The organism is Methylobacterium sp. WL9, assembly GCF_008040035.1.
Taxonomy (GTDB): domain Bacteria; phylum Pseudomonadota; class Alphaproteobacteria; order Rhizobiales; family Beijerinckiaceae; genus Methylobacterium; species Methylobacterium thuringiense.
On record NZ_VRVE01000044.1, the window covers coordinates 1 to 26,033 of the forward strand.

Here is a 26,033-nt window from a genome sequence, read left to right on the forward strand (position 1 = left end):
ACGGGCTGCCGCTCCGGCTGCCGCGACGGCGCGGGCGGCCCTCTTCGGACTCCCCCTCGCCCCCGGTGACCGAGGCGAGGTCGCCGTCGAGCCAGGGAATCGGCTGGCCGATCAGGCTCTCGATCGCGGCGAGCGAGCGCTCGTCGCCGCGTCCGATCAGGGTGAAGGCATGGCCCGAGCGGCCGGCGCGGCCGGTGCGGCCGATGCGGTGGACGTAGTCCTCGGCGTGGTGCGGCACGTCGAAGTTGAAGACGTGGCTCACGGCCGGAATGTCGAGGCCGCGCGCGGCGACGTCGGAGGCGACGAGCAGCGGCACCTCGCCGGAGCGGAAGCCTTCGAGGGCGAGGGTGCGGGCGCGCTGATCCATGTCGCCGTGCAAAGCCGCGACGTTGAAGCCGTGGCTCGCCAGCGACTTCTGCAGCAGCGCCACGTCGCGCTTGCGATTGCAGAAGACGAGGCCGTTCTGGAGTTCCTTGGCGTCGCGCATCAGGCGGCGCAGGGTCTCGCGCTTGGCGGCTGCCTCCGAGCCCGTGGCCACGAGGCGCTGCTCGATCGTCGTCGCGGCGGAGGCCGGCCGGCTGACCTCGACCCGCTGCGGGTTCGACAGGAACATGTCGGCGAGGCGCTCGATCTCCGGCGGCATGGTCGCCGAGAAGAACAGCGTCTGGCGCGTGAACGGCACCATCTTCACGATGCGCTCGATGTCGGGGATGAAGCCCATGTCGAGCATGCGGTCGGCCTCGTCGATGACGAGGAGCTCGACGCCGGTGAGCAGGAGCTTGCCGCGCTCGAAATGGTCGAGCAGGCGGCCGGGCGTGGCGATCAGCACGTCGGTGCCGCGCATCAGCTTGGCGTCCTGGTCGCCGAAGGAGACGCCGCCGATGATCAGGGCCACGTTGAGCTTGTGGTTGGTGCCGTAGCGCTCGAAGTTCTCCACGACCTGCGCCGCGAGTTCACGAGTCGGTTCGAGGATCAGCGTACGCGGCATCCGGGCGCGGGCGCGGCCGTTCTCCAGCATGGTGAGCATCGGCAGCGTGAAGGCCGCCGTCTTGCCGGTGCCGGTCTGGGCGATGCCGAGCACGTCGCGGCGCGCGAGCACATGGGGGATCGCGTTCGCCTGGATCGGCGTCGGCTCGGTGTATCCGGCGGCGGCGACGGCCGCGAGGACCTTGTCGCTCAGTCCGAGATCGGCAAATGACATGATCGTTGGGAGACCGTCCGCGCGAGGTCTTCGGCATCATCGGCGCGACGCGGCGTCGGCTCACCGGGACGAATCTCGCCAAGGCGAATGATGCGAAATCAAGAGACCCGAACAGGGATCCGCGGGAATCGTCCCGCGGATCCCTGTTCGGGCCGATCGGGCTCGCGTCGCGGCGGAAACATCCGGTCGTGCACCGCAGCCATGGTCCGGCCGCGCACCATCCTCGCTCCGCCGAGGGTGCGAGCGTGCGCGACGTTTAGAGGCTTGCAGTGGCTTGTCAATCTGCGCGCGACGGCCGTACCCGTTCGGGATGCCCTTCCCGCTGCTTTCAGGGGCCGCGGACGACCAGCCGCTCACGGCCGTTGCAGGGGTCGAGCATGATGCTGCGGGCCGTCGTGCCGATCGCGCCGGTAACCTCCGGATCGACGATGCCGGGCGGCAGCGCCGCATACCGGGCTCCCGGCGCCGCCACGGTCCGGGCGAGGTGATGGACCAGCCCGAACGCACCGACGCCGGCCACGAGGGCGACAACGGCCGTCGAGACGAGAAAGCCGCGCAGCGGGTGCGAACCGGAAAGATCCAAGGACATCGAGGGGCACCGTTCGCGAGCGCCCGACATGGGGAGCACGCCGGCATCTTCGGCGAACGCGGTTAACGCAGCCTGACGCAAGGAAGCCGAAAGCTGTCCTTTTTGGGACGGATGATCATGATCATCTCACCGCCCACTACGCAGGGGCAGTATAAATCCACAAAAACGGCAGAGCGGAACGATCGAGCCGCATCCTTTCGACGCAGCAGCAGACGGTACTCAACATGTCGCCGATGAAACGGCGGCGATGATCTTCCAGATCGGGCCATGTGCGAAAAATCACCTGCGACGAATCCTCTCGGCGGGGAGGGGCTAACCTTTACCTTTCCTTGACGAGACCGGGTGCATCTGAGCGGCTTGTTGCAGGAAAGCGACAGACCTTCCGACGGGACCGGGGCTAGAAGCTCGCCGGCTATCGCCAATCAGGACCTTGCACCGAATGAAAAAACTGCTCCTCGCCTCGACCGTCCTCGCCGGCATGACGGCCGTCGCATCGGCCGCCGACCTTCCCCGCCGCGTCGCCGCACCGCCGATCTTCACGCCGGTTCCGGTCTTCACCTGGACGGGCTTCTATGCCGGTTTCAATGCCGGCTACGGGTTCGGCACGAAGGACAACCAGCAGGCGACCGTGATCGGCGTCCCCGCCAACGGCGTGCTCGTGAACGCTGCCGGCGCCCCCGCCACCGGCGCGATCGCCTTCGGCAACAGCAACCGCACCGACGGCTTCGTCGGCGGTGGCCAGATCGGCTACAACTATCAGTTCACGCCGGGCTCGGGCTTCGTGATCGGTGTCGAGGCCGACGCCCAGTACGCCGATTTCGGCCGTGACCGGAACCGCTTCGCCACCAGCATCGGCACCGCACCGGGCGCCGGCGTGACCGTGTTCAACCCGAACGGCCTGTCGGGCCTCGACTACTTCGGCACCGTCCGCGGTCGACTCGGCTACGCCTTCGACCGCACCCTCGTGTACGGCACCGGCGGCTTCGCCTACGGCGCCGGCGGCGGCCGCGAGTTCGGCCTGCCGGATTCGTCCACCAGCGACTTCCAGACCGGCTACGCCGTCGGCGGCGGCATCGAGTACGCGCTGCCCACCGACTCGTTCGTTAACTTCTTCAAGTCCTCGGCCGTGACGCTGAAGGTCGAAGGCCTCTACGTGAATCTCGATCGCGGCGGCAACCGCAACACCGGCGCCTTCGCGGTCGGCCCGGGCGGCGTCGCCAGCCTCGCCGCCGGCAACGGCGTCCTGCTCTCCGGCGCCGTCCGCCGCCAGGACACCGAGTTCGCCGTCGTCCGCGCCGGCATCAACTACAAGTTCGGCTCGTACTAGGACCTATCGCCACCGACCTCCCGGCGGTCCCGCAAGGGGCCGTCCGGGCGACATCGACACCCTCGGACCGGAAACCGGTCCGAGGGTGTTTTCGATTGTGCCGGCGGTTTGCCGGTGAAGGCGAGGGAGAGGGCGGCCGCAGGGAGCCGAGGGCGGTATCCCGGAGCATTCTTAACTCCCATGACGACCGGCCTCGGCCATCCGGAAGAAGCGCGTCCGGCGAAGCGGATCTCGGCCCGTCATCCGGAGGCGGGGCCGCCCGAGCTGACGCGACATCGCCCGTCTATCGCGCCATCCGGGCATGCCGGTCCACGAAGCGGCGGCCGTCACAGGAGACCGGGAACTCCCGACGACCGGGCCGGGAGAAGCCGGCTCAGGCGCCGCCGCGGCGTCCGATCGTGCGCTCGAGGGTCAGGCCGAGCGTGAGCGTGCAGAACACCCACAGGAACAGGTACACGTAGTCGATCGTGATCGGCAGGCTCGGATCGTAGCCCAGCCGGACCCATTCGACGAGTTGGAGCACCGGGTTCCATTTCATGTAGTCATAGATCTGCTCCGGCAATTCGCTAGGCATGAACAAGACGCCGCTCGCCATGTAGAGCAGGATGCCGATCCCGATATAGCCCAGCATCCAGCCCGGAAACACCTGAACGATCGCGACGTTGATCGTTCCGGCTCCAATGCCGAGAGCGATGGCGCACAGATAACCGCAGATTGCCGTGACCGGATCGATCGGGATCGGATTGAGCCCGAACGCCATCAACACGGAGAAAATCAGCATGACGCCCAGGAAGCTGCTGACGATCTCGACCAGCACGCGGGAAAACATGACGTCGAGCGTCCTGACCTGAGGATAGTAGGTCAGCGGCTTGTTCGTCAGAATGCCCTTCATGATTTCACGGGAGATGTACTGAAAAGCGAGCGCGGGAATGGCGCCCGTTGCCGCGAAGACCATCGTACTGTCACCGAAGGGCGGCGGCACATGGCGAAATGTCATGGCACAGGCGATGATGAACATGTGCGCCACCGGCCAGAGCACCTGGACCAGATAGCCCCAGTAGGAGCCGGCGAAGCGGGTGCGCATGTCGCGCAGCATCAATGCGTTGAGCACGCGCAGATACGAGTCGATCCGCTCGGCCTTCGAGAAGATGGACCGCGACCCGAGCGAAGGGACTTCGATTTGCATGGCAGGCCGTCGACCGCTCCGTTGCGGCCTTCGCTATCGGGTCCGATCGCGACCAAATTGAGCCCGCCCGCTCACGGCTCCATCCGCGTCGCATGACGAAACCGTAATGCCGGCGCCACGACCGGGTCAGGCTGCGGCCCCTATCACCGGAAACACGCTCCGCCCCTCGCGGCGACAGCACGACCGTTTCCGGAGAGTTCCATGACATCGACCTTCCGTCGCCGCGCCCTCGCGTCCGTCGCAGCCGCCGCCCTCGTCGCAGGCGGCGCGGCCGGCATCGGCTCCATCGCCCCCACGACGCAGGCCCTGGCCCAGGCCCTGCCGAAGACCCCGATCGAGGCGCCGGAGCATCCGCCGGGCTCGTTCGCCGGCATCGTCAACAAGGTGAAGCCCGCGGTCGTCGCCGTGAAGGTGAAGCTCAACGACGACGCCACGGACGACGACGACGACGGCCCGGGCCGCCCGAACATGCAGCAGGTGCCCCCGCAGCTGCGCGAGTTCTTCAAGCGCTTCGGGCAGGGCGGCCCGAATGGTGGCCAGCAAGGTCAGCAGGGCCAGAACGGGTCGCCGCAGCGTCAGGGCCAGCGCGGCGCCGTCGGCTCAGGCTTCATCATTTCGGCCGACGGCTACGTCGTCACCAACAACCACGTGGTGAGCAAGGCCAAGAGCGTCCAGGTCACCCTCGACGACAACCGCACCCTCGACGCCAAGGTGATCGGCACCGATCCGAAGACCGACATCGCCCTCCTGAAGATCCAGGATGCCGGCTCCTACCCCTACGTCCAGTTCGGCAAGTCCGCGCCGCAGGTCGGCGACTGGGTCGTGGCGATCGGCAACCCGTTCGGCCTCGGCGGCACCGTCACCGCCGGCATCGTCTCGGCCCGCGGCCGCGACATCGGCGCCGGCCCCTACGACGACTTCCTGCAGATCGACGCGCCGATCAACAAGGGCAATTCGGGCGGCCCGGACTTCAACGTCAACGGCGAGGTCGTCGGCGTGAACACGGCGATCGCCTCGCCGTCGGGCGGCAGCGTCGGCCTCGCCTTCGCGATCCCCGCCGAGACCGTGCAGGCGGTGGTCGACCAGCTTCGCACCGACGGCAAGGTGGTGCGCGGCTATCTCGGCGTGCAGATCCAGCCGGTGACGCAGGACATCGCCGACAGCCTCGGGCTCCAGAAGGCCAGGGGCGCATTGGTGAATTCCACCGAGAGCGGCACCCCGGCCTCCAAGGCCGGGCTCAAGACCGGCGACGTCATCGAAAAGGTCGACGGCAAGCCGATCGACGACGCCAAGGAGCTGTCGCGCAAGATCGCCGGCCTCAAGCCCGGAACGAAGGTCGAGCTCGCCTATCTCCGCAACGGCAAGAGCGACGTCGCCACGGTCGAACTCGGCACCCTGCCGACCGACATCAAGGCTGCCCGCAACGACGATGACGGCGGCCTCTCGAACAGCGGCCAGCCGCGCCTCGGCCTCGGCCTCGCACCGGCGGACGAGGTCGGCCTCGGCACCAGCGGCGTCGCCGTGGTGCGGGTCGATCCCGAAGGTCCGGCTGCGGCCAAGGGCATCGAGCAGGGCGACGTGATCCTGGATGTTGCCGGCACCAACGTCTCGAGCCCTGCCGACGTCGCCGCGCAGATCCGCACGGCCGAGTCCAACGGACGCAAGGCGGTGCTGATGCGCGTCAAGAATTCGAAGGGCGTGACCCGCTTCGTCGCGGTCTCGCTGTCGAAAAGCGGCTGAGTTCGGCCGTACTCCCGAGCGCGGGTTCGCCCGCGCCGTCATCTCGTCGATTCCCTCCGACTCGGCGCCGGCTTCACAGAGAAGCCGGCGTCATTTTGTTGCGCGCGTGGGAGAGCGGCCATCGCGCCGATCCATGCGAGAAAGCCGGTTGCCACACGGTCGAGCGAAAACGATGATACGAAAATGTCCGATCGCATCATGACATACGTGGTGTCAGGCCGCCCTGCCGAAGTTCGCCGGGAGCCTGCTTTCGACGAGCTGGACCGCGTCCAGCTGCTGGCGGACGCGCTCGGTGAAGACGCCGTGGTTCCGAAGGGCTCGACCGGCACGGTGGTCGCGGTCTGGGGCAGGGGGCTCGCCTTCGAAGTCGAGTTCACCGAGCCTTTGGAGACCCTGGCGACGATCGAACCGGATCTGCTGCGGCTCGTCCGCCGCGCTGGATCTTGACCGGCGATCTGGCCAATCCGCGACTCTTCGCAACCGAGCTCGGCAAGGTCACCGAGTTTCTGTTGAACCCCAGCCACGAAGACAACAAGGGCCGGGCCAAGTTCCTGATGGCCTTCGGCTTCACCGTCGGCGATCCGCTGAAGCTCCTGCAGGCGATCAACCTGCATCCGGCCGGGGCCACACTCATTAAGGCCTATGCCGCCCCGCATGGCCGCAAGTTCCATTACGAAGGTCGCATCGCGTCGCCGGACGGCACCAATCCGAACGTGCGAACCGTCTGGCAAATCGACTTCGACGGCCCGAGCGATATCGGAAGGTTCATCACCTTGAAGCCGCTGGATCGCCTTCCCGATCGATGAAGAGATCGGTTCGGAGTGAGGGCGGCATGCGACCTGAAAACCGTTGGGGGTACGGCCAGCCGAACCGGATGCCCCGAACTTTGTTGTGCCTGTGACACGACGAACGGAACGGGCATGAGCAGCGCACACCTATCGGGCACCTTCGCCATCGGCGGCGATCTCACCGTTCACCGCCTCGGCTTCGGCGCCATGCGCGTCACCGGCCCCGGCATCTGGGGAGAGCCGGCCGATCGGGACAAGGCGAAAGCCACGCTGAGGCGGGTGCCCGAACTCGGCATCGACCTGATCGACACCGCAGACAGCTACGGCCCCTTCGTCAGCGAAGACCTGATCCGCGAGGTGCTTCACCCCTATGACGGTCTCGTCGTCGCCACCAAGGGCGGCCTGACCCGGCATGGGCCGGACATCTGGCGGCCGGTGGGCCACCCCGATTACCTTCGCCAATGCGTGCTGATGAGCCTGCGCCGGCTTGGGGTCGACCGCATCGACCTCTGGCAGCTGCACCGCATCGGCCCGGACGTCCCGCGCGAGCGCCAGTTCGAGGTGATCGCGGCGATGCGCGAGGAGGGCCTGATCCGCCATGTCGGCCTCTCCGAGGTGTCGGTCGCGGAGATCGAAGCGGCCCGGACGTATTTTCCGGTCGCGACGGTCCAGAACCGCTTCAACCTCGTCGACCGCACCAGTGAAGCGGTTCTGGATCATTGCGAAAGGCATGGCATCGGCTTCATCCCCTGGGCACCCCTCGACAAGGGCACGCTGGCGAAGACCGGTTCGGCACTCGCCGACATTGCGGGCCAGCGCGGCACCAGCGCGGGGGCGGTCGCGTTGGCGTGGTTGCTGAAGCGCTCGCCGGTAATGCTGCCGATCCCCGGCACCGGCGATCCCGGGCATCTTGCCGAGAACGTGAAGGGTGCCGGCCTCGTCCTCACCGACGACGAATTCCAGGCGCTGGACGCGCAGGGCCGGGCGGCCTGGACGTCGGCTTCGTGAGCGGTTTCATGCGGCGCGCCCGGCGACGCGACATCAACCAGCAAAGGATCGATGCGACATCGGCGGGGTCCCAGGCGGGGTTCGGCAGTCGGCCGCCACAAAGTTGCCCGAATCCTGCATGGCGCACCGCAACGCCGTCTGCCGACCGGAAAGGCCTCCATATGCGCGCTGCGACCCTGATCCTGACCGGACTGCTCGTGGTGCCGGCGACTCTCCAAGCTGCGGCGCGGCCGGTCTGGACCACCGGCACCTTCGTCTACGCCGACCTCTGCACGGATCCGAGCGCGCACCGATTGGAAGGCCGGCGCGTGACGGTGCGGCGCTCGCCCAACGGCAACGGCGTGCTGTACGAGGCAGCGGCAGGCACAGCCGTCACCCCGGTCCCAGCCGAAGTCCTGTCCATCGACGACGGGACCCGCGAGATCGCCTTCACCGTCGAGAGCGAGGCCGGCCCGGTGCGTTTCCAGGGCATTGCGGCGGCCGACGTGCTCGCCGGCACGCTCAGCGACGGATCCGGCGACCGGCCCCTGCGCCTGCGCCGGGTGCTGCGCTCGCACGAGCGCGAAGCCTGCCAGGCCATGCCGCAGGACCCCGACACCACCGCCTCCACGAACTGATTTCTTTGTCCGTTCGACGACAGGAACGACCCCGTCATCGCGAGCGCAGCGAAGCGACCCGGGGCCGTAGGCTGGTGCTCGGAGGATCTCCGTCTCGCCATTCCGCCATGTGCGGGATAGACCGTCGGCCATGATCCTCCGTGCCGCCGCAGCCGGCCTCATTTTCTGTCTCGCCGCCGGCGCTCCGGCCCGCGCCGACGGCTGCGACGCACTGACCGCGCGGCTGATCCGCGGCACCGGCGCTTCGCTCGCCGGCCGCACCGGCTCTCTGGTCGTGTTTCGCGCAGCCGATGCCGAGCGCATGAGCCTCGATTGCGGCACGCCCCGCCGGATGGTGTTTCGCTCACTCTATCGCCAGCCGAACCGCTCTTACTTCGTGCTGATCGGTCTCGCGGCGAAGACGCTTGCGAAGGCCGATGCCGAGGGCGTCGAGACCCTGGCGCTGAACCTGCACCAGCAGACGCTGCTCACCGGCGAACCGCAGCAGGGCAGGGCGGGCAGCGCAGTGCTGCGCTGCGAGCCGACGGACCGGCTCGACGGATTTACGGAAGGGGCGCTGTGCCGGCTCGCAGCGGATCGGGGGCCGAGGCGCAGGGGCGGACTTTCCGCCCGCTCGTGAGCGGAGTAGAGCGAGAGCCATGTCGCAGACCTCCGCCGCCACCGGCCCCGTCGTCCATGCCGGCGCCGTCGCCTTCGCCAACCATCTGCCCTTCGCGCTCATCGCCGGCCCGTGCCAGCTCGAGAGCCGGGAGCACGCCCTCACCATCGCTGCCGCGCTGAAGGACATGACCGACAGGCTCGGCATCGGCCTCGTCTTCAAGTCCTCCTTCGACAAGGCCAACCGTACCTCCGGCGGCACCGCCCGGGGCATCGGACTGGAGGGCGCGCTGCCGATTTTTTCCGAGATCAAGGAGCGGCTGGGCCTGCCGGTGCTGACCGACGTGCACGAGGCCTCGCACTGTGCCGCGGCAGCGCACGTCGTCGACGTGCTGCAGATCCCGGCCTTCCTCTGCCGTCAGACCGACCTGCTGCTCGCCGCCGCCGCAACCGGCCGGGTGGTCAACGTCAAGAAGGGCCAGTTCCTGGCGCCCTGGGACATGGCCCACGTCGCCGCCAAGGTGACCGGGGCCGGCAACCCCAACGTCATGGTCACGGAGCGCGGCGCCTCGTTCGGCTACAACACGCTGGTCTCGGATATGCGGTCGCTGCCGATCATGGCCCGGGTCACCCATGGCGCACCCGTGGTGTTCGACGCGACGCATTCCGTGCAGCAGCCGGGCGGGCAGGGTGCGACATCCGGCGGCCAGCGCGAGTTCGTGCCGGTGCTGGCCCGCGCCGCCGTGGCCGTCGGCGTCGCCGGGCTGTTCATCGAGACGCATCAGGATCCCGACAACGCCCCTTCGGACGGACCGAACATGGTGCCGCTTGACGCGATGCCGGGGCTACTCGCCACGTTGCAGGCCTTTGACCGGCTGGCCAAGAATTCGGCATCGTAGTTAACGCGACGATTCCCGTCCGTCCGTCACTCCGCTTTCAGCACAGGTTCATTTCGCGGATGCGATCCTGAGGCCATCGAAAATCTTCGGGCCGGCGGAAGCGGTTTCGGATTTCCCCGAATTCTTCGGAACTCGGTGCGAAGCTCGGCGTTATCCGCCCTAACAAAGCTCGAAGTGGGAAGGACGCTATGCGCAAACTTGCAATCATCACGACCATCGTGGCTTCGACCATCCCGATTCTCGCAGCGACCGCCGAAGCGCGCCCCTACGGCCGCGGCTACTACGGCGGTCACTACGGCGGCGGCTACGGCCGTGGTTACTATGGCGGCCGTCGCGGCATCGGCACGGGCGCTGCCGTGGGCCTCGGCATCGCGGGCCTCGCGGCCGGAGCCATCGCCGCCGGCGCGGCCAGCAACTACTACGGCCGCCCGGCCTACGGCTATTATGAGCGTCCGGCCTACGGCTACGCTCCGGCCTATGGGTATGGCGGCGGTTACTACGGCTACTGAGCCGTATCACGCGTCACGATGAAGGGCGGCCGGTGCAAACCGGCCGCCTTTTCGTTTGCCGGCTTCACGCGGCAGGTGCGAGGCTTAGCCGGCTCAACCCGATTGCGTCCCTGCGACATTCTGGACATCTTGCGTGTGTCTGAGGACACATTGGGGGTGTCGAATGCCAGTGATCGCAGCCGTCGTCGGGGCGGTGATGACGGGGCTCATCTACTGGTTCATGTACGGAAACGGCATGGAGCAGATCGACCGCTATCTCGGAGACCGCCGCAACGCGAAGCTGAGACTGAAGAGTGAGGCCGCCTTCAAGGCGGCGCCGCTGCGCGCGATCAGGACCCCGGCCGACGCCGCCGGGGTGCTCATGCAGCTCGTCGCGCTGGTCCGCGGCACGCCGACGCCCGAGCAGGAAACGGCGATCGAGGAGCAGATGCGCACGATCGTTCCCGCCGGCGACGATCTCGCGGCCCGCATGGCTTATATCCGCCATGCCGCGGCGCAGGCCGCCGACGCCGACACGGCGATCGACCACATCGCCCCTCTGCTCCGCGAAAAGCTCGACGCCTCCGAGCGCGACGACCTGGAGCGTATGCTGGAGGCCGTTGCCGTCATCCACCACGGACCGACGGACCGGCAGGAGCGCTTGATCGCCCGCGCCGTCCGCGTGCTGGCCGAGCAGCACTGAGGCGAGACCCTCCCCGATCGAACGGCAAGTCCGTGGCGAGCGGTGTCCTTTCCCCTTGCGGGAAGGCGAAACGGTCGAAGGCTCAGCCCCGCCCGCGATAATTTGCGACACCCTGCTCGGGGAGCCAGACGCCCTTCAACGGCTCCCCGGTCTGCCAGAACACGTCGATCGGAATGCCGCCGCGCGGGTACCAGTAGCCGCCGATGCGCAGCCAGCGCGGTTCGAGAAGCGCCGTCAGCCGCCGGCCGATGCCCACCGTACAATCCTCGTGGAAGGCGCCGTGGTTGCGGAAGGCACCGAGATAGAGCTTGAGCGACTTCGATTCGACGAGCCAGTCGCCCGGCACGTAGTCGATCACCAGTGTCGCGAAATCCGGCTGGCCGGTCACCGGGCAGAGCGAGGTGAACTCGGGCGCGGTGAAGCGCGCGAGATAGTCGGTGTCGGCGTGCGGGTTCGGCACCCGATCGAGTTGCGCCGTCTCGGGAGAGGCGGGCAGAGGGGTGGACTGGCCGAGTTGCAGGCCGGCGGGCTGGAGATCGTCGCTCATGCCGCCGCTATAGCGGGAAGCCGCGCGAGGCGCATCCGGCTCGGACGGGGCGGGGACCGTCGTCCGCGCCCGCACGGGCGAAAAATACTTCGAAGTCTCAAAAAATTCTTGAACTGCGGCGGCGCTTGCCCGGCGCTGCCGCTTGGCGGATAAGCCGCGCGGATGATGTCGCACCCTGCCGCCGCCTGCCGGCCCGGCGCCGCGCGACGCCTGACGAAGGACCTTCGATGACCGCGATCACCAACATCGCCGCCCGCGAGATTCTCGATAGCCGGGGCAACCCCACGGTCGAGGTGGACGTATTGCTGGAAGACGGCTCCTTCGGCCGCGCTGCGGTCCCCTCCGGCGCCTCCACCGGTGCCCACGAGGCGGTGGAGCTCCGCGACGGCGACAAGGCGCGCTTCGGCGGCAAGGGCGTGCTCAAGGCGGTGGAGGCGGTGCAGACCGAGATCCTCGACGCCATCGGCGGCATGGAGGCCGAGGATCAGGTCGCCATCGACGAGGCGATGATCGACCTCGACGGCACCCCGAACAAGGCGCGCCTCGGCGCCAACGCCATCCTCGGCGTCTCGCTCGCCGTCGCCAAGGCCGCGGCCGAGACCGCCGGCCTGCCGCTCTACCGCTATGTCGGCGGCGTCCAGGGCCGCGTGCTGCCCGTGCCGATGATGAACATCGTCAACGGCGGCGCCCATGCCGACAACCCGATCGACTTCCAGGAATTCATGGTGATGCCGATCGGCGCGCCCTCGTTCAGCGAAGCCGTCCGGATGGGCGCCGAGATCTTCCACACGCTCAAGGGCGCGCTGAAGAAGGCCGGCCACAACACCAATGTCGGCGACGAGGGCGGCTTCGCCCCGAACCTGCCCTCGGCCGAGGCCGCCCTCGATTTCGTGATGGAGTCGATCCAGGCCGCCGGCTTCAAGCCGGGCCAGGACGTGGTGCTGGCGCTCGATTGCGCGGCCACCGAGTTCTTCAAGAACGGCGCCTACCATTACGAGGGCGAGGGCCAGACCCGCTCCATCGAGCAGCAGGTGGATTACCTCGCCAAGTTGGCGAGTGCCTACCCGATCCTCTCGATCGAGGACGGCATGTCCGAGGACGACTGGGAGGGCTGGAACCTGCTCACCCGGAAGATCGGCGACCGGGTCCAGCTCGTCGGCGACGACCTGTTCGTGACCAATGTCGAGCGCCTGTCGCGGGGCATCAAGGAGCGCACGGCCAACTCGATCCTGGTGAAGGTCAACCAGATCGGCTCGCTCACCGAGACGCTCGCCGCCGTCGATATGGCCCAGCGCGCCGGCTACACCGCGGTGATGTCGCACCGCTCCGGCGAGACCGAGGACTCGACCATCGCGGATCTGGCCGTCGCGACGAATTGCGGACAGATCAAGACCGGCTCGCTCGCGCGTTCCGACCGGTTGGCCAAGTACAACCAGCTGATCCGCATCGAAGAGGGCCTGGGTGCGCAGGGCCGCTACGCCGGCCGCGAGGCGCTGAAGCAGCTCGCTTCGGCCTGACCGGCGCGAAAAACTTCGCGAAACGTTAACCCTGGCGCTGCATCGTAGGCGCCATGGTCATCCGTCGCCGCGTCCGAGCCGTCGTCGTGCCCGCCGTCCTTTGGACGGTGTCGGCGCTGGTGGGCGGCTATTTCCTGCTCCAGGCCGAGACGGGCAACCGCGGCATGGAGGCCAAGCGCGCCCTCAAGGTCGAGGCCTACGGCCTCAACAAGGAGCTCGCGGCGGTCAAAGCTGAGCGCGCCACCTGGGAGCACCGGGTCTCGCTGCTGCGCTCCGAGCAGATCGACCGCGACCTGTTGGAGGAGCGCGCCCGTGTCGTCCTCGGCCGGGTCCACGCCAACGACGTCGTGATCATCGACCCCTGACCTGCGCGCGCCCAGCGCCCGCACGATTATGCATTCTGAATAATCCGGCGAAATCGGCCTGTGCTCCGCACGGATCGCACTGCGAGCCCGACGGCTGTCGAAACCGGGCAGAACGCCACCCCGGCCGCGCTCCGACCCTCGCTTTCCCGCGCGCCGCGCCCTAGAACCCTTCCACGACAGACAAGTCCGGGAGGTCGCCGATGGCAGCAGGCAGCGATGTGGGCACGGCCGCGCCAGGCGTGGATGCGCCCCAGCACCAGCCCGCTCCCAACATCCCGCAATTCACCAAGGACGAGGATCTGCACGCCTATCGGGAGATGCTCCTGATCCGCCGCTTCGAGGAGAAGGCGGGCCAGCTCTACGGCATGGGTCTCATCGGCGGCTTCTGCCACCTCTATATCGGCCAAGAGGCCGTGGTGGTCGGCCTGCAGATGGCCTCGACCGACGGCGACCAGGTCATCACCGGATACCGCGACCACGGCCACATGCTCGCCACCGGCATGGAAGCCAGAGGCGTCATGGCCGAGCTGACCGGCCGCCGCGGCGGCTACAGCCGCGGCAAGGGCGGCTCGATGCACATGTTCTCGCGCGAGAAGCAGTTCTTCGGCGGGCACGGCATCGTCGGGGCGCAGGTTTCCCTCGGCACCGGCCTCGCCTTCGCCGACGCCTACACGAAGAACGGCAAGGTCAGCTTCACTTATATGGGCGACGGCGCGGCCAACCAGGGCCAAGTCTACGAGAGCTTCAACATGGCCGCCCTCTGGAAGCTGCCGGTGGTCTACGTGGTCGAGAACAACCGCTACGCCATGGGCACCTCGGTGGCCCGCGCCTCGGCCCAGACCGATTTCTCGAAGCGTGGCCTCTCCTTCGGCATTCCGGGCGAGCAGGTCGACGGCATGGACGTGCGCACCGTGCGCGAGGCCGCCGAGCGCGCCGTGGAGCACGCCCGGTCGGGGCAGGGCCCCTTCATCCTCGAAATGCAGACCTACCGCTATCGCGGCCACTCGATGTCCGACCCGGCCAAGTACCGGACCAAGGACGAGGTCTCGAAGATGCGCGACGAGCACGACCCGATCGAGATGGTGCGCAAGCGCCTGATCGAGGCGCACGGGGTCTCCGAGGCAGACCTCAAGGCCACCGACGCCAAGATCCGCGAGATCGTCAACGACGCGGCCGAGTTCGCCACCCACGATCCCGAGCCCGATCCGAAGGAGCTCTGGACGGACATCCTGCTGGAGGCCAGCGCCTGAGCCCCGCTCGGCCGACCGACCACCCCACGCGACCGGATCGATAGAGCAGCGTTCATGGCGACCGACATCCTGATGCCCGCCCTCTCGCCCACCATGGAGGAGGGGAAGCTCGCCAAGTGGCTCGTGAAGGAGGGCGACGCGGTGAAGTCCGGCGACATCCTCGCCGAGATCGAGACCGACAAGGCCACCATGGAGGTCGAGGCGATCGACGAGGGCGTGCTCGCCAAGATCCTGGTACCGGACGGCACCGAGAACGTCGCGGTGAACACACCGATCGCGATCATCGCCGCCGAGGGCGAGGACGTCGCCGCAGCGGCAGCCGGCGGCGGCAAGCCGAAGGCAAGCGCCAAGGGCGACACCCAGCCCGCGCCGACACCGGACATGGACGCCGAGGGGATGGCGGACGCTCCCTCCGCCACGGCCAAGACCGGCGACGACTCGGCCAAAAAAGCTCCGGCCGCGCCGGCCGTCGTCACCAACAAGGCCGCCGCGCCGGTGATGCAGGAATTCCCGGCCGACACGCCGATGGTCTCGATGACCGTCCGCGAGGCCCTGCGCGACGCCATGGCCGAGGAGATGCGTGCGAACGACAAGGTCTTCGTGATGGGCGAGGAGGTCGCCGAGTACCAGGGCGCCTACAAGGTCACGCAGGGGCTGCTGCAGGAATTCGGTGCACGCCGGGTGGTCGACACCCCGATCACCGAGCACGGCTTCGCCGGCATCGCGGTGGGCGCGGCCTTCACGGGCCTGCGCCCGATCTGCGAGTTCATGACCTTCAACTTCGCCATGCAGGCGATCGATCACATCATCAACTCGGCGGCCAAGACGCTCTACATGTCGGGCGGCCAGCTTGGCTGCCCGATCGTGTTTCGCGGCCCCAACGGCGCGGCCGCCCGCGTCGGCGCCCAGCACAGCCACGACTACTCCGCCTGGTACTCCAACGTGCCCGGCCTGAAGGTGGTCTCGCCCTATACGGCCTCCGACGCCAAAGGCCTGCTCAAGGCCGCGATCCGCGACCCGAACCCGGTGATTTTTTTAGAGAACGAGATCCTCTACGGGCAGAGCTTCCCGGTGCCGAAGCTTGACGACTTCGTGCTGCCGATCGGCAAGGCCAAGGTCCACCGGCCGGGCACGGACGTGACCATCGTCTCGTTCTCCATCGGCATGACCTACGCGCTCAAGGCGGCGCAGGCGCTCGCCGAGGAGGGCATCGAGGCCGAGGTGATCGACCTGCGCACGCTGCGCCCGATGGACACCGACACCGTCGTCGCCTCGGTGAAGAAGACCGGTCGCTGCGTCACCGTCGAGGAGGGCTTTCCCCAGAGCGGCATCGGCGCCGAGATCGTCGCCCGGCTCATGGTCGACGCCTTCGACTACCTCGACGCCCCGGTGCTGCGCGTAACCGGCAAGGACGTGCCGATGCCGTATGCGGCGAACCTCGAGAAACTGGCGCTGCCGAATGTCGGTGAGGTGATCGCGGCGGCGAAGGCGGTTTGTTACAAGTAAATTGGTATAGGGCAACGAATCTATGCGCGTATCACGATACCTAGCAGCATATTTGTTTTGCGCGTTTCTCTCTTTTGACTGTCATGTTGCTTTCAATCGCGCAGCGTCTGCGGCTGAAGAGACAGGGTCCTGCTCACGCGATTCGGGGGACTGCCAACCCAAGCGGGAGCCGCTTGTTGGCTCGGTATCCGAGATACTGAAGATGCCCGCAAGTCTTCAGATCCAGCTATTCGATCGTGCCGTGCACATCGCGGACCCCAGTGCTTGTCGCATTCAGACGATTGTCAATTCAGAAATCGGCACACGGAGCGGCATTTGGAACCTTAGTTGCGGCGAGGCGCGCTTGCCGCACGACTATGCCGTCATGATACTGGGAACATCGCGGCAGAAGTTGCGAGTTCTTCGTTGCAGCACACGCCAGCCTGTCGGCTTCGAATGCGCGACCATTTTGGAGTGAGAGGCGATCTCGGATCTATGACGAAAAATTTCGAAGCCCTCGACATCCCGCCGGACGCCCTCGAACAGGGCGGCATCGAAGTGCTGCGCGCCGCCGTCGTCGACGGGGCCGTGAGCGTGGCGCTGCGCCGCTCCTTCGACGATCCCGCCACCTGGGGGCGCCTGCTGATCGACCTCGCCCGTCAGGCTGCGCGCGCCTACGCGCTGGAGACGGACATGTCGGAGGAGGAGGCGTTCGAGCGCATCCGCGCGGGCATCGAGGCCGAGAGCCTCGACCCCGGCAGCTTCAACTAGACCGCCAAGGCCCATCGCATGACCTGTCGGGACGAACGGGCTACGATCACGCACACGACGCCCCGGCTCGTTCGCCTGGTGCGACGGAAGCCCTGACCATGGCCGAGCCCGCACGCCGCATCGCCACCTATGCCGACCTGGAGGCCGTCCCGGAACATCTCGTCGCCGAGATCATCGACGGGACGCTGGAGACGCATCCGCGGCCGCGCCCCAGGCATGCGACGATGGCCAATGATCTGAGCGGTACTCTCAGCCCGCCCTTTCGTTACGGACGCGGCGGGCCGGGCGGTTGGATCTTCATGGACGAGCCCGAGCTGCATTTTGGGCCGCAGATCGTCGTGCCCGATCTCGCCGGCTGGCGTCGCAGCCGTCTGCCTGTCGAGCCAGAGACAGCCTTCATTGAGACCCCGCCGGACTGGGTCTGCGAAATCCTGTCACCGTCCACGAGGCGGCTCGATCGTGGCTCGAAGCGTCAGATCTACGCGGACGCTGGAGTCGGCCATCTCTGGCTGCTCGATCCGACCGACGGCGAACTCGAAGCCTTCGCCCTTACCGGTGGCCGGTGGCTGTTGCTCGGTACCATCCAGCGGGGCGAAACCGTCTCGCTGCCGCCCTTCGACGCGATCGCGTTTCCCCTCGACGACCTGTTCGCCTTCGACGATCCGGCCCCTTCAGGCCCGCCCGAGAGCTGAATCCATGCCGATCAACGTGCTGATGCCCGCCCTGTCCCCGACCATGGAGAAGGGCAACCTCGCCAAATGGCTCAAGAAGGAGGGCGACGCGGTGAAATCCGGCGACATCCTCGCCGAGATTGAGACCGACAAGGCCACCATGGAGGTCGAGGCGATCGACGAGGGCGTGCTCGCCAGGATCGTGGTGCCCGAGGGCACCGCCGACGTACCGGTGAACGACCTGATCGCCCTGATCGCTCAGGACGGCGAGGACCCCGCCAGCGTCACGGCGGCGTCGAGCAGCGCGCCGGCAGCAAAGAATGCGGCCGAGCCCGCCGACACGGCGAGCGAGAACGTGGCGCCCGGCGGCGGTCATCGGGAATACGCCCGGGTCGACGCCGCGCCCGAGGGCGCCAAGCCGAACGGTGCGGCGCAGCCGGCGACGGGCCGCATCTTCGCCTCACCGCTGGCCCGCCGCATCGCCAAGCAGGAAGGCATCGACGTCACCGCCGTGAAGGGCTCCGGCCCGCATGGCCGAGTAGTCGTCGCCGACGTGCAGGCGGCCAAGGCGGCCGGTACGGGCAAGGCGGCCGCCGAGCCCGCGACAGCGCCGGCGGCACCCACCCCGAAGGCCGCAGTCCCGACCGCGGGCGGCGTCGCCACAGGCATGACCACGGACCAGGTCAAGGCGCTGTTCGAGGCCGGCAGCTACGAAGAAATTACCCTCGACGGGATGCGCAAGACCATCGCCAAGCGCCTCGTCGAGTCGAAGCAGACGGTGCCGCACTTCTACCTGTCGGTGGACGTCGAGCTCGACGCCCTGTTGGCGCTGCGCACGCAGGTCAACGCCGGCGCGCCGAAGGACCGGGACGGCAAGCCGGCCTTCAAGCTCTCGGTGAACGACTTCGTGATCAAGGCCCTCGCCGTCGCCCTGCAGCACGTGCCGGACGCCAACGCCGTCTGGGCCGGCGACCGCATCCTGAAGTTCCGGACCTCCGACGTCGGCGTGGCCGTCGCCATCGACGGCGGGCTGTTCACCCCGGTGATCCGCCGGGCCGAGCAGAAGACGCTCTCGACGATCTCCGCCGAGATGAAGGACCTCGCCGGCCGCGCCCGCTCCAAGAAGCTCAAGCCCGAGGAATACCAGGGCGGCTCCACGGCGGTGTCGAACCTCGGCATGTTCGGCATCAAGAGCTTTTCCGCGGTCATCAACCCGCCCCACGGCACCATCCTGGCGGTGGGCGGCGGCGAGGCCCGCGTGGTGGCCAAGAACGGCGCTCCGGCCGTCGTGCAGGCGATGACGGTGACGCTCTCGGTCGATCACCGCGTGGTCGACGGGGCACTCGGGGCGCAGCTGCTCGCGGCGTTCAAGGGGCTGATCGAGAACCCGATGGGGATGCTGGTCTGATGGCGGCCGAGCGCACTGATGCTCCTCCCTCCCCCTTGTGGGGAGGGATCGAGGGTGGGGGTGGCTCCGCTTGGACCCTCGCGGCAGGCGGAACCACCCCCACCTCCGGCTCCTCCCCACAAGGGGGAGGAGAGGGTCGACGGCAAGTACGTCGTCCGTGCCTCACGGCGCGATGAGTGGAGCCCTGGCGATGCCCTGGAGACGGTCGCCGCCGATGTCCGCATCGCCGCGGGCGGCCGCAAACGCGAAGACATTACGGCGTTCGCTAACCGAACCGGAAAAGCGGCTCTGGAAGCATCTCCGCCATCGGATTCCGGTCTCAGGCTCGCATTTTCGGCGGCAGGCCGCCCTCGGTTCCTACGTCGCCGATTTCTGCTGCCTGGACGCCAAGCTCGTCATCGAAGTCGATGGCGGCGGACACGGCCACGACGCTCAGGCGGCCTACGACGCGCGACGGGACGCGGCTCTGGCAGCGCAAGGCTTCCGCGTCCTCCGCTTCACGAACGCTGAGGTCATGCGTGAGATCGATGGCGTCCTCGAAACGATTCTCGCTGCGTTGAACGCGCCGCGTTCCCTTCGCCCTTGTGGGGAAGGGTCAGGGATGGGGGTGGCTCCGCTAGCCGCCCCGGAGCCCGGCGGAACCACCCCCACCTCCAACTCCTCCCCACAAGGGGGAGGAGCGTGGCCGGAGAGCTGAATGTCCGAGACCTACGACGTCATCATCATCGGTGCCGGGCCAGGCGGTTACGTCACGGCAATCCGGGCGGCGCAGCTCGGGTTCAAGACCGCGGTGGTCGACCGGGAGCATCTCGGCGGCATCTGCCTGAACTGGGGTTGCATCCCGACCAAGGCGCTGCTGCGCTCGGCCGAGATCTTTCACTACATGCAGCATGCCGGCGATTACGGGCTCTCCGCCAAGGATGTGAGCTTCGACATCGCGGCGGTGGTCAAGCGCTCGCGCGGCGTCTCGGGCCGGCTCAACGGCGGCGTCGGGATGCTGCTCAAGAAGAACAAGGTCGACGTGATCTGGGGCGAGGCCGCCATCGACGCGCCGGGCCGGGTTACGGTGAAGGAGACGGCACGGGCGCCCGCGCCGAAGGGCGCCAAGGGGGCAGGCAGCTACACAGCCACGCACATCATCGTCGCCACCGGCGCACGGCCCCGTGCCCTGCCCGGCATCGAGCCCGACAAGCAGAAGATCTGGACCTACTACGAGGCCATGGTCCCGGAAAAAATGCCCAAGAGCCTGCTGGTGATGGGCTCGGGCGCGATCGGCATCGAGTTCGCCTCGTTCTACCGCACCATGGGCGCCGAGGTGACGGTGATCGAGCTGCTGCCGCAGATCCTGCCGGTGGAGGACGCCGAGATCGCCGCCATCGCCCGCAAGCGCTTCGAGAAGCAGGGCATCAGGATCCTCACCGGCGCCAAGGTGACGAAGGTCGAGAAGGGCGCCGACTCGGTCACCGCGACCGTCGAGGACGACAAGGACGGCTCACAGACGCTGACGGCCGAAAAGCTGATCTCGGCGGTGGGCGTCGTCGGCAACATCGAGAATCTCGGCCTCGAACGGCTCGGGGTCGCGATCGAGCGCGGCATCGTCGTCACCGATGGGCTCGGGCGCACCAACGTACCCGGCATCTACGCCATCGGCGACGTCGCCGGGCCGCCGATGCTGGCGCACAAGGCCGAGCACGAGGGCGTGCTCTGCATCGAGACGATCAAGGGTCTGCCCACCCACCCGATGGACAAGGCAAAAATCCCCGGCTGCACCTATTGCCAGCCGCAGATCGCCAGCGTCGGCCTCACCGAGGCCAAGGCCCGCGAGCAAGGCTTTGCCATCAAGGTCGGCCGCTTCCCGTTCGCGGGCAACGGCAAGGCGATCGCGCTGGGCGAGCCGGACGGGCTGATCAAGACGATCTTCGATGCGGGGACCGGGCAGTTGCTCGGCGCCCACATGGTCGGCGCCGAGGTCACCGAGCTGATCCAGGGCTACGTCGTCGCCATGAACCTCGAGACCACCGAGGAAGACCTGATGCACACGGTGTTTCCGCACCCGACGCTCTCGGAGATGATGCACGAGAGCGTGCTGGATGCGTATGGGAAGGTGATCCATTCGTAGGGTCGGGTACCCGCGCCGTCATCGCGAGCCGAAGGCGAAGCGATCCAGGGCCGGCTCCCCGATGGTCTGTGCGTGGCCCTGGATTGCTTCGCTGCGCTCGCAGGGACGACGGAGGACCACTCACCTCAATGCCGCGTCTCGTCGTCCGGCAGCGCCACCGGCTCGGCCACGAGCGCATCGGTCAGCGGAAACTCCAAGACGACCTCTTCGCTCGTGTCGGTGACGAAAATCACCGCCTTGAACAGCGCCGGGTCGCTGTCGGCGCCCTGGAGGAGCTGGAGGGCGAGAACCTTCGCCGCCGCCCAGGCTGCGTCCGCATCGGCCAAGTCGCGGCCGTCGGGGTCGACGATGACGTCGTCGTCGATGTGGGTGTGGAAGAAGTAGCGGGGCATGGGCGTCAGCGCTTCTTGCCGAGCTCGGCGGCGATGTCCTTGGTCATGCGGCCGACCTTGCGGTGGGCCGCGGTGACCTGATCCAGGGTCACGCCCCAGCGCTTCATCCAGTACTCGACGGCCTTGCGCTCGGAGAGGTCGAGCCGGTCCTTGTCGATGAAGCCACGCTTGTCCTTGAGGCCCGCCATGATCGCTCCTGTGAGGAGCCCGATGTCGGGTTCGGGGGAGGGGAGGTCAAGCGCCGTCTGCTCGCAGGCGACGGCACGGGGCCGAAACGACCGTCCGTCCCCGACAATTTCCACGGCACGGCGGAACACCGAGCCGCTCTACAGCTTAACCATTCATCAAGACACGATGGAGCGTCCGATGGGTGGGGAGCTGGTGGTATTCGTTCTCGCGGCCGCGACGTTCGCCGGTTACGTGTTCGGCAGCGATGCGCTCAAGACCGACACGCGGCCCTGATGTGTTTCGGCCGATCGATCATCGGCCTCAGAATTGATCCGGCACGTAGAGGTCCTGCTGGATCGGCTGGCGGATGTAATCCTCGTGGCGCACGCGGGGCGGCAGGGTCACCGGCGGATGCAGGACGTCCGAGTAGGGTATCTGCTGCAGCAGGTGGCTGATGCAGTTGAGGCGGGCGCGCTTCTTGTCCACAGCCTCGACCACGCGCCAGGGCGCCTCGGGGATGTGGGTGCGGGCCAGCATCTCCTCCTTGGCGCGGGTGTAGTCCTCCCAGCGGCTGCGTGATTCGACGTCCATCGGGCTGAGCTTCCACTGCTTCAGCGGATCATGGATGCGCATCTGGAAGCGGAATTCCTGCTCCGCGTCCGTGATCGAGAACCAGTATTTGACGAGCACGATGCCGGAGCGGACGAGCATGCGCTCGAACTCGGGCACGGAACGGAAGAACTCCTCCACCTCGGCCTCGGTGCAGAAGCCCATCACCCGCTCGACGCCGGCCCGATTGTACCAGGAGCGGTCGAACAGCACGATCTCGCCGGCCGCCGGCAGATGGGCGACGTAGCGCTGGAAGTACCATTGCGTGCGCTCGCGCTCGCTCGGTGCGGGCAGGGCCGCGACGCGGCAGATGCGTGGGTTGAGGCGCTGGGTGATGCGCTTGATCGCGCCGCCCTTGCCGGCGGAATCGCGCCCCTCGAACAGCACCACGACCCGGAGCTTCTGGCTCTGCACCCAGTCCTGCAGCCGCACGAGTTCGTGCTGCAGGCGGAGCAGTTCTCGAAAATAGACCTTGCGCTCCATGCCGTTCGGCGTGTGGCCGGTCGCGGCCGTGGCAACGCCTTCGAGGCGCTCGTCCTCGAGTTCGAGTTCGAACTCCTCGTCGTAGCTGTCGGCCAGCTCGCGGCGGATCGCCTCGATGGTGGCTGCGTCGTCGGTCATGTCTCGGGGCACCTACGTGGATCGTCGCCCCGGGCTTAGCCCGCGCTTCATGACAGCCCTGAGAAGGTCGGGACTTTCCCTCGGTTGTCAGGGCCGCCGGCCTGGGAGAAGAGGGGGCGTCTCAGGAGGCCGCCATGTCCCGTCACACCGAATTCGCGGTGCGCCAGTCGATCGTCGACGCGGCCCGCAGCCTGAGCGGGCTCGGCCTCAACCACGGCACCTCGGGCAACGTCTCGGTGCGCTGGGGGGACGGCCTGCTGATCACGCCCTCGGGCCTGCCCTACGAGCAGATGAGCGCCGACGACATCGTGCATCTGCGGATGGATGGCGGGTTCGAGCACCCGCTGGCGCCGTCGAGCGAGTGGCGCTTCCACCGCGACATCCTGGAGGCTCGCGCCGACGTGAATGCGGTGGTCCACGCCCACCCGATCCACTGCACGGCCTTCGCGATCTGCGGGATGGAGATTCCGGCGGTGCACTACATGATCGCGGCCGCGGGCGGCCCGACGGTGCGCTGTAGCGGCTACGCCACCTTCGGCACGCCGGAGCTGTCCGAACTGGCGCTTGAGGCGCTGGAGGACCGGACCTGCTGTCTGCTCGCCAACCACGGCATGATCGCCACCGGGCCGGGCCTCGCCAAGGCGCTCTGGCTCGCGGTGGAGCTGGAGACGCTCTGCCGGCAATACGCCGTGGCGCTCCAGGTGGGTACGCCGCGCGTGCTGCCGGACGACGAGATCGCGCGCAACGTGGAGAAGTTTCGGAGCTACGGGCCGCGGCCGAAGGGGTGATGGCTCATGCCGGCTCCGGTCGAGCGCTCTGGAGGTACGCATCCCCTCTCCCCGCTTGCGGGGCGAGGGGATGCGCTCGGTCCGAACGTGCCGAGCGGGGACGACCTCACCACAACAGCGCGTGCGGGTAGAATCGGATCGTGTCGCCCTGGCTCACCCCGGTCGCGTCATCCAAGAGTTCGGCGAGCCCGTCGCTCTCGGTCAGCGAGGTGAGGGCGGCGCTGCCGTCCTTCGGGTATTTCTGGGCCTCGACGACGCCGTCTGCCCCCGGCGCGACGCTGACGCGAAGATATTCGCGGCGACCGGGTTTCTTGCGGTAACCGAACGCGGCGCGCACGGGCTGGGGTGTCGGCGGGGCCAGGGTCTGGCCGGCCAGCCGCGCGATCAGCGGGCGCACCACGAAAAGCAGCGTGACGTAGGCGGCAACGGGATTGCCCGGCAGTCCGACGAACGGCTTCCGGCCGATCTGGCCCATGGCGACGGGCCGGCCGGGCCGGATCGCGAGGCGCCAGAAAGACAGCCGCCCGACCGCCTCGACCGCCGCCTTCACATGATCCTCCTCGCCGACCGAGACGCCGCCGGAGGTGACGATGAGGTCGTGATCCTCGGCTGCGGCAGCGAGCCGGCGTGCCAACGGCTCCGGCTCGTCTCGGAGAATGCCGAGATCCGCGACCGCGACCCCGAGGCGGCGCAGCAGAGCGCCGAGCATGACACGGTTCGAATCGTGGATCGCACCGGGGCGCAGGACCGTCCCCGGATCGGTCAGTTCGTCGCCGGTGGAGAAGAGGGCGACCCGTAGGGGGCTGCGCACCGCGAGGCCCTCGAAACCGGTGGCGGCGGCAAGTGCGAGATCCTGTGGCCTCAGACGACGGCCGGCGGGAATCACGAGATCGCCGCGCGAGACATCCTCGCCGGCCCGGCGGCGGTTGGCGCCCGGCTTCAGCCCGGGGGGCAGGGCGATGCGGCTGCCCTCGGCGCGCACGTCCTCCTGCATGAACACGGTGTCGGCATCGCGCGGCATCGGGGCGCCGGTGAAGATGCGCACCGCCGTGTCGCCGGCGAGCACGCCCTCGGCCGAAACTCCCGCCGTCAGCCGGCCGCCCAGCGGCAGCACGGTCTCCCGGTCGGGCGCCAACGCCGCGTGACGCACGGCGTAGCCGTCGACGGCGGAGTTATCGAAGGGCGGCAGGTCGCCGGGAGTTCGGACATCCACGGCAGAGATGCGGCCGTCGGCCCGGGCGAGCGGCACCGTCTCGATGCCGGCGACCGTGCAGACGCGCCGCTCGACCAGCGCCACGGCCTCCTCGATGGTCATCGGCGCTTCGCCGGCGGCAAAGCAATCGTCACTCAACTGGGCCATTCTGCCGTGCGCGGATCCCGGACCGTGCGAAAATCGTCTTCGCGAAGATCGTCACGGTATCGGCGATGCCGACGATGCCGTCGAGACCACGCATGAGAAAGGCCCGACACGGCGAATGTCGGGCCTTCAGGCAGGGTCCACGCTTTCGGGTTCAAGGGTTCCCCGTGAGGATCGGGCCACCGTCGACGACCCTTAAGGTCGGTCGCGAGCGGCACTCGCCCTCCCGAAAGCCTCATCCCTGTCGGTACTGATTCGGTGGATCGTCCGCGTCACCGTCATCGGTGCGCGACGTTGAGAGAACGACAGAGTAACGCATAAGCGAACCTCCTTCATCTCTATCCATCAGCCGCCGCGACCGAAGCCTGCAGTGGCGATGACATGATGCTAGGCCCTGATTCGGTGTCTTGGCAAGGGTAGCCGGTGCACGGAAAGGTGATCCCCGTTCTCGGCAGAAATACCTCCCGTGGTATGGATAACGAAAAGGCACCCTTCATCGAAGGATGCCTTATAAAGTATTCGTGTGGGGCGAAAGAGATCTACGAGATCAGGTCGAGCTTGGCCGCCTGGACACCGCTCGCCCGGATCTGGTTCGGCAGGGACGCGTAATCCGGATACCCGGCCTCGCGTGCCATCGCGTCGAGCGCGGTCTTTTCGTCATGGGCGCTGCCTGTCCAGAGAACGGCGCCGCTGGTCTTCTGCTTGATCTGGAAAATGCTCATTCGACACCGTCCGGATAGATCGTGGTCTGGCTTCATCAACGTGCGGCCCATTGGCGGGTTGCACTGCACCCTTGCGATTGCTTGAGAAATTCCGGGTCCG

The 26,033-nt window shown here is 67.7% G+C and carries 29 protein-coding genes; 20 read left to right on the forward strand and 9 right to left on the reverse strand.

Features of this window, described 5'->3' with window-relative positions:
• Together FV217_RS13690 and FV217_RS13695 are read right to left on the reverse strand one after the other, a co-directional pair.
• A partial coding sequence (locus tag FV217_RS13690; RefSeq protein ID WP_187272553.1) for a DEAD/DEAH box helicase occupies positions 1–1,201 on the reverse strand: 1,201 nt, incomplete at its 3' end.
• Positions 1,202–1,529: 328 nt separating this feature from the next.
• Positions 1,530–1,790 (reverse strand): hypothetical protein, encoded by a 261-nt coding sequence (locus FV217_RS13695; RefSeq protein ID WP_147817735.1) that lies wholly within the window; start codon positions 1,788–1,790, stop codon positions 1,530–1,532.
• 439 nt (positions 1,791–2,229) lie between these two features.
• Here FV217_RS13695 and FV217_RS13700 point away from each other — a divergent pair, with 439 nt between their 5' ends.
• The gene (locus FV217_RS13700) at positions 2,230–3,117 is read left to right on the forward strand and encodes a porin family protein (RefSeq protein ID WP_147817736.1); all 888 of its coding nucleotides are present in this window, start codon (positions 2,230–2,232) and stop codon (positions 3,115–3,117) included.
• A gap of 373 nt (positions 3,118–3,490) precedes the next feature.
• Here the strand turns inward: FV217_RS13700 and FV217_RS13705 are convergent, their stop codons facing one another.
• Positions 3,491–4,303 (reverse strand): ABC transporter permease, encoded by an 813-nt coding sequence (locus tag FV217_RS13705; protein WP_147817737.1) that lies wholly within the window; start codon positions 4,301–4,303, stop codon positions 3,491–3,493.
• Positions 4,304–4,504: 201 nt separating this feature from the next.
• On the opposite strand from FV217_RS13705, the gene FV217_RS13710 reads away from it, so the two are divergent.
• From FV217_RS13710 to FV217_RS13750, 9 genes are all read left to right on the forward strand, one after another.
• Positions 4,505–6,043, forward strand: a complete 1,539-nt coding sequence (locus tag FV217_RS13710; RefSeq protein WP_147817738.1) for a Do family serine endopeptidase — start codon at positions 4,505–4,507, stop codon at positions 6,041–6,043.
• A gap of 183 nt (positions 6,044–6,226) precedes the next feature.
• Positions 6,227–6,490 (forward strand): DUF4926 domain-containing protein, encoded by a 264-nt coding sequence (locus FV217_RS13715; RefSeq protein ID WP_238231919.1) that lies wholly within the window; start codon positions 6,227–6,229, stop codon positions 6,488–6,490.
• Positions 6,487–6,849 (forward strand): DUF6883 domain-containing protein, encoded by a 363-nt coding sequence (locus FV217_RS13720; protein WP_147817739.1) that lies wholly within the window; start codon positions 6,487–6,489, stop codon positions 6,847–6,849. The genes FV217_RS13715 and FV217_RS13720 overlap by 4 nt, the downstream gene beginning before the upstream one ends.
• A gap of 114 nt (positions 6,850–6,963) precedes the next feature.
• Positions 6,964–7,839, forward strand: coding sequence for an aldo/keto reductase (locus FV217_RS13725; RefSeq protein WP_147817740.1), 876 nt, complete (start codon positions 6,964–6,966; stop codon positions 7,837–7,839).
• 161 nt (positions 7,840–8,000) lie between these two features.
• Positions 8,001–8,456 carry a hypothetical protein gene (locus FV217_RS13730; RefSeq protein WP_147817741.1) on the forward strand — a complete coding sequence of 152 codons (456 nt, stop codon included), beginning with the start codon at positions 8,001–8,003 and terminating at the stop codon, positions 8,454–8,456.
• Between the two features lie 130 nt (positions 8,457–8,586).
• Positions 8,587–9,075 carry a hypothetical protein gene (locus tag FV217_RS13735; RefSeq protein ID WP_147817742.1) on the forward strand — a complete coding sequence of 163 codons (489 nt, stop codon included), beginning with the start codon at positions 8,587–8,589 and terminating at the stop codon, positions 9,073–9,075.
• A 19-nt stretch (positions 9,076–9,094) separates the two neighbouring features.
• Positions 9,095–9,952: a 3-deoxy-8-phosphooctulonate synthase gene (gene kdsA, locus FV217_RS13740; protein WP_147817743.1), complete on the forward strand. Its 858-nt coding sequence runs from the start codon at positions 9,095–9,097 to the stop codon at positions 9,950–9,952.
• 188 nt (positions 9,953–10,140) lie between these two features.
• A complete protein-coding gene (locus FV217_RS13745) occupies positions 10,141–10,461 on the forward strand; it encodes a hypothetical protein (protein WP_147817744.1) in 321 nt (106 codons plus the stop codon).
• Between the two features lie 163 nt (positions 10,462–10,624).
• The gene (locus FV217_RS13750) at positions 10,625–11,143 is read left to right on the forward strand and encodes a hypothetical protein (protein WP_147817745.1); all 519 of its coding nucleotides are present in this window, start codon (positions 10,625–10,627) and stop codon (positions 11,141–11,143) included.
• A gap of 82 nt (positions 11,144–11,225) precedes the next feature.
• Here FV217_RS13750 and queF read toward each other — a convergent pair whose 3' ends face one another.
• Positions 11,226–11,690 carry a preQ(1) synthase gene (gene queF / locus FV217_RS13755; protein WP_147817746.1) on the reverse strand — a complete coding sequence of 155 codons (465 nt, stop codon included), beginning with the start codon at positions 11,688–11,690 and terminating at the stop codon, positions 11,226–11,228.
• Between the two features lie 227 nt (positions 11,691–11,917).
• Here queF and eno point away from each other — a divergent pair, with 227 nt between their 5' ends.
• From eno to lpdA, 9 genes are all read left to right on the forward strand, one after another.
• Positions 11,918–13,207, forward strand: a complete 1,290-nt coding sequence (gene eno, locus FV217_RS13760; RefSeq protein WP_147817747.1) for a phosphopyruvate hydratase — start codon at positions 11,918–11,920, stop codon at positions 13,205–13,207.
• Positions 13,208–13,260: 53 nt separating this feature from the next.
• Entirely contained in the window at positions 13,261–13,572 is a 312-nt protein-coding gene (locus tag FV217_RS13765) for a septum formation initiator family protein (protein ID WP_147817748.1), read from the forward strand.
• A gap of 200 nt (positions 13,573–13,772) precedes the next feature.
• Complete coding sequence (pdhA, locus tag FV217_RS13770; protein ID WP_147817749.1) at positions 13,773–14,822, forward strand: pyruvate dehydrogenase (acetyl-transferring) E1 component subunit alpha; 1,050 nt, start codon at positions 13,773–13,775, stop codon at positions 14,820–14,822.
• A gap of 54 nt (positions 14,823–14,876) precedes the next feature.
• Positions 14,877–16,328, forward strand: coding sequence for a pyruvate dehydrogenase complex E1 component subunit beta (locus FV217_RS13775; RefSeq protein WP_147817750.1), 1,452 nt, complete (start codon positions 14,877–14,879; stop codon positions 16,326–16,328).
• A gap of 474 nt (positions 16,329–16,802) precedes the next feature.
• Positions 16,803–17,078: a DUF5076 domain-containing protein gene (locus FV217_RS13780; RefSeq protein WP_147817751.1), complete on the forward strand. Its 276-nt coding sequence runs from the start codon at positions 16,803–16,805 to the stop codon at positions 17,076–17,078.
• Positions 17,079–17,176: 98 nt separating this feature from the next.
• Complete coding sequence (locus tag FV217_RS13785) at positions 17,177–17,770, forward strand: Uma2 family endonuclease (protein ID WP_147817752.1); 594 nt, start codon at positions 17,177–17,179, stop codon at positions 17,768–17,770.
• Between the two features lie 4 nt (positions 17,771–17,774).
• A complete protein-coding gene (locus FV217_RS13790) occupies positions 17,775–19,157 on the forward strand; it encodes a pyruvate dehydrogenase complex dihydrolipoamide acetyltransferase (RefSeq protein ID WP_147817753.1) in 1,383 nt (460 codons plus the stop codon).
• A 214-nt stretch (positions 19,158–19,371) separates the two neighbouring features.
• On the forward strand, positions 19,372–19,854 hold the full coding sequence (locus FV217_RS13795; protein ID WP_147817754.1) for a DUF559 domain-containing protein: 483 nt from the start codon (positions 19,372–19,374) through the stop codon (positions 19,852–19,854).
• The gene (lpdA, locus tag FV217_RS13800; protein WP_147817755.1) at positions 19,855–21,276 is read left to right on the forward strand and encodes a dihydrolipoyl dehydrogenase; all 1,422 of its coding nucleotides are present in this window, start codon (positions 19,855–19,857) and stop codon (positions 21,274–21,276) included.
• A 125-nt stretch (positions 21,277–21,401) separates the two neighbouring features.
• Here the strand turns inward: lpdA and FV217_RS13805 are convergent, their stop codons facing one another.
• The 3 genes from FV217_RS13805 to ppk2 all read right to left on the reverse strand — a co-directional run bounded on the left by FV217_RS13805 (position 21,402) and on the right by ppk2 (position 23,066).
• Positions 21,402–21,668 (reverse strand): hypothetical protein, encoded by a 267-nt coding sequence (locus FV217_RS13805; RefSeq protein ID WP_147817756.1) that lies wholly within the window; start codon positions 21,666–21,668, stop codon positions 21,402–21,404.
• 5 nt (positions 21,669–21,673) lie between these two features.
• Positions 21,674–21,856: a DUF3606 domain-containing protein gene (locus FV217_RS13810; protein WP_147817757.1), complete on the reverse strand. Its 183-nt coding sequence runs from the start codon at positions 21,854–21,856 to the stop codon at positions 21,674–21,676.
• 301 nt (positions 21,857–22,157) lie between these two features.
• The gene (ppk2, locus tag FV217_RS13815) at positions 22,158–23,066 is read right to left on the reverse strand and encodes a polyphosphate kinase 2 (protein WP_147817758.1); all 909 of its coding nucleotides are present in this window, start codon (positions 23,064–23,066) and stop codon (positions 22,158–22,160) included.
• Positions 23,067–23,200: 134 nt separating this feature from the next.
• Here ppk2 and FV217_RS13820 point away from each other — a divergent pair, with 134 nt between their 5' ends.
• On the forward strand, positions 23,201–23,854 hold the full coding sequence (locus FV217_RS13820; protein WP_147817759.1) for a class II aldolase/adducin family protein: 654 nt from the start codon (positions 23,201–23,203) through the stop codon (positions 23,852–23,854).
• 106 nt (positions 23,855–23,960) lie between these two features.
• Here the strand turns inward: FV217_RS13820 and glp are convergent, their stop codons facing one another.
• Positions 23,961–25,214: a gephyrin-like molybdotransferase Glp gene (gene glp / locus FV217_RS13825; protein WP_147817760.1), complete on the reverse strand. Its 1,254-nt coding sequence runs from the start codon at positions 25,212–25,214 to the stop codon at positions 23,961–23,963.
• Positions 25,215–25,750: 536 nt separating this feature from the next.
• On the reverse strand, positions 25,751–25,933 hold the full coding sequence (locus tag FV217_RS13830) for a hypothetical protein (RefSeq protein ID WP_147817761.1): 183 nt from the start codon (positions 25,931–25,933) through the stop codon (positions 25,751–25,753).
• Positions 25,934–26,033 lie beyond the last annotated feature (100 nt).

Coding starts and splice junctions, on each gene's coding strand:
- FV217_RS13695 (WP_147817735.1), bottom strand. CDS start 1,790: ATGTCCTTGGATCTTTCCGGTTCGCACCCGCTGCGCGGCTTTCTCGTC.
- FV217_RS13700 (WP_147817736.1), top strand. CDS start 2,230: ATGAAAAAACTGCTCCTCGCCTCGACCGTCCTCGCCGGCATGACGGCC.
- FV217_RS13705 (WP_147817737.1), bottom strand. CDS start 4,303: ATGCAAATCGAAGTCCCTTCGCTCGGGTCGCGGTCCATCTTCTCGAAG.
- FV217_RS13710 (WP_147817738.1), top strand. CDS start 4,505: ATGACATCGACCTTCCGTCGCCGCGCCCTCGCGTCCGTCGCAGCCGCC.
- FV217_RS13715 (WP_238231919.1), top strand. CDS start 6,227: ATGTCCGATCGCATCATGACATACGTGGTGTCAGGCCGCCCTGCCGAA.
- FV217_RS13725 (WP_147817740.1), top strand. CDS start 6,964: ATGAGCAGCGCACACCTATCGGGCACCTTCGCCATCGGCGGCGATCTC.
- FV217_RS13730 (WP_147817741.1), top strand. CDS start 8,001: ATGCGCGCTGCGACCCTGATCCTGACCGGACTGCTCGTGGTGCCGGCG.
- FV217_RS13735 (WP_147817742.1), top strand. CDS start 8,587: ATGATCCTCCGTGCCGCCGCAGCCGGCCTCATTTTCTGTCTCGCCGCC.
- kdsA (WP_147817743.1), top strand. CDS start 9,095: ATGTCGCAGACCTCCGCCGCCACCGGCCCCGTCGTCCATGCCGGCGCC.
- FV217_RS13745 (WP_147817744.1), top strand. CDS start 10,141: ATGCGCAAACTTGCAATCATCACGACCATCGTGGCTTCGACCATCCCG.
- FV217_RS13750 (WP_147817745.1), top strand. CDS start 10,625: ATGCCAGTGATCGCAGCCGTCGTCGGGGCGGTGATGACGGGGCTCATC.
- queF (WP_147817746.1), bottom strand. CDS start 11,690: ATGAGCGACGATCTCCAGCCCGCCGGCCTGCAACTCGGCCAGTCCACC.
- eno (WP_147817747.1), top strand. CDS start 11,918: ATGACCGCGATCACCAACATCGCCGCCCGCGAGATTCTCGATAGCCGG.
- FV217_RS13765 (WP_147817748.1), top strand. CDS start 13,261: ATGGTCATCCGTCGCCGCGTCCGAGCCGTCGTCGTGCCCGCCGTCCTT.
- pdhA (WP_147817749.1), top strand. CDS start 13,773: ATGGCAGCAGGCAGCGATGTGGGCACGGCCGCGCCAGGCGTGGATGCG.
- FV217_RS13775 (WP_147817750.1), top strand. CDS start 14,877: ATGGCGACCGACATCCTGATGCCCGCCCTCTCGCCCACCATGGAGGAG.
- FV217_RS13780 (WP_147817751.1), top strand. CDS start 16,803: ATGACGAAAAATTTCGAAGCCCTCGACATCCCGCCGGACGCCCTCGAA.
- FV217_RS13785 (WP_147817752.1), top strand. CDS start 17,177: ATGGCCGAGCCCGCACGCCGCATCGCCACCTATGCCGACCTGGAGGCC.
- FV217_RS13790 (WP_147817753.1), top strand. CDS start 17,775: ATGCCGATCAACGTGCTGATGCCCGCCCTGTCCCCGACCATGGAGAAG.
- FV217_RS13795 (WP_147817754.1), top strand. CDS start 19,372: ATGTCCGCATCGCCGCGGGCGGCCGCAAACGCGAAGACATTACGGCGT.
- lpdA (WP_147817755.1), top strand. CDS start 19,855: ATGTCCGAGACCTACGACGTCATCATCATCGGTGCCGGGCCAGGCGGT.
- FV217_RS13805 (WP_147817756.1), bottom strand. CDS start 21,668: ATGCCCCGCTACTTCTTCCACACCCACATCGACGACGACGTCATCGTC.
- FV217_RS13810 (WP_147817757.1), bottom strand. CDS start 21,856: ATGGCGGGCCTCAAGGACAAGCGTGGCTTCATCGACAAGGACCGGCTC.
- ppk2 (WP_147817758.1), bottom strand. CDS start 23,066: ATGACCGACGACGCAGCCACCATCGAGGCGATCCGCCGCGAGCTGGCC.
- FV217_RS13820 (WP_147817759.1), top strand. CDS start 23,201: ATGTCCCGTCACACCGAATTCGCGGTGCGCCAGTCGATCGTCGACGCG.
- glp (WP_147817760.1), bottom strand. CDS start 25,214: ATGGCCCAGTTGAGTGACGATTGCTTTGCCGCCGGCGAAGCGCCGATG.
- FV217_RS13830 (WP_147817761.1), bottom strand. CDS start 25,933: ATGAGCATTTTCCAGATCAAGCAGAAGACCAGCGGCGCCGTTCTCTGG.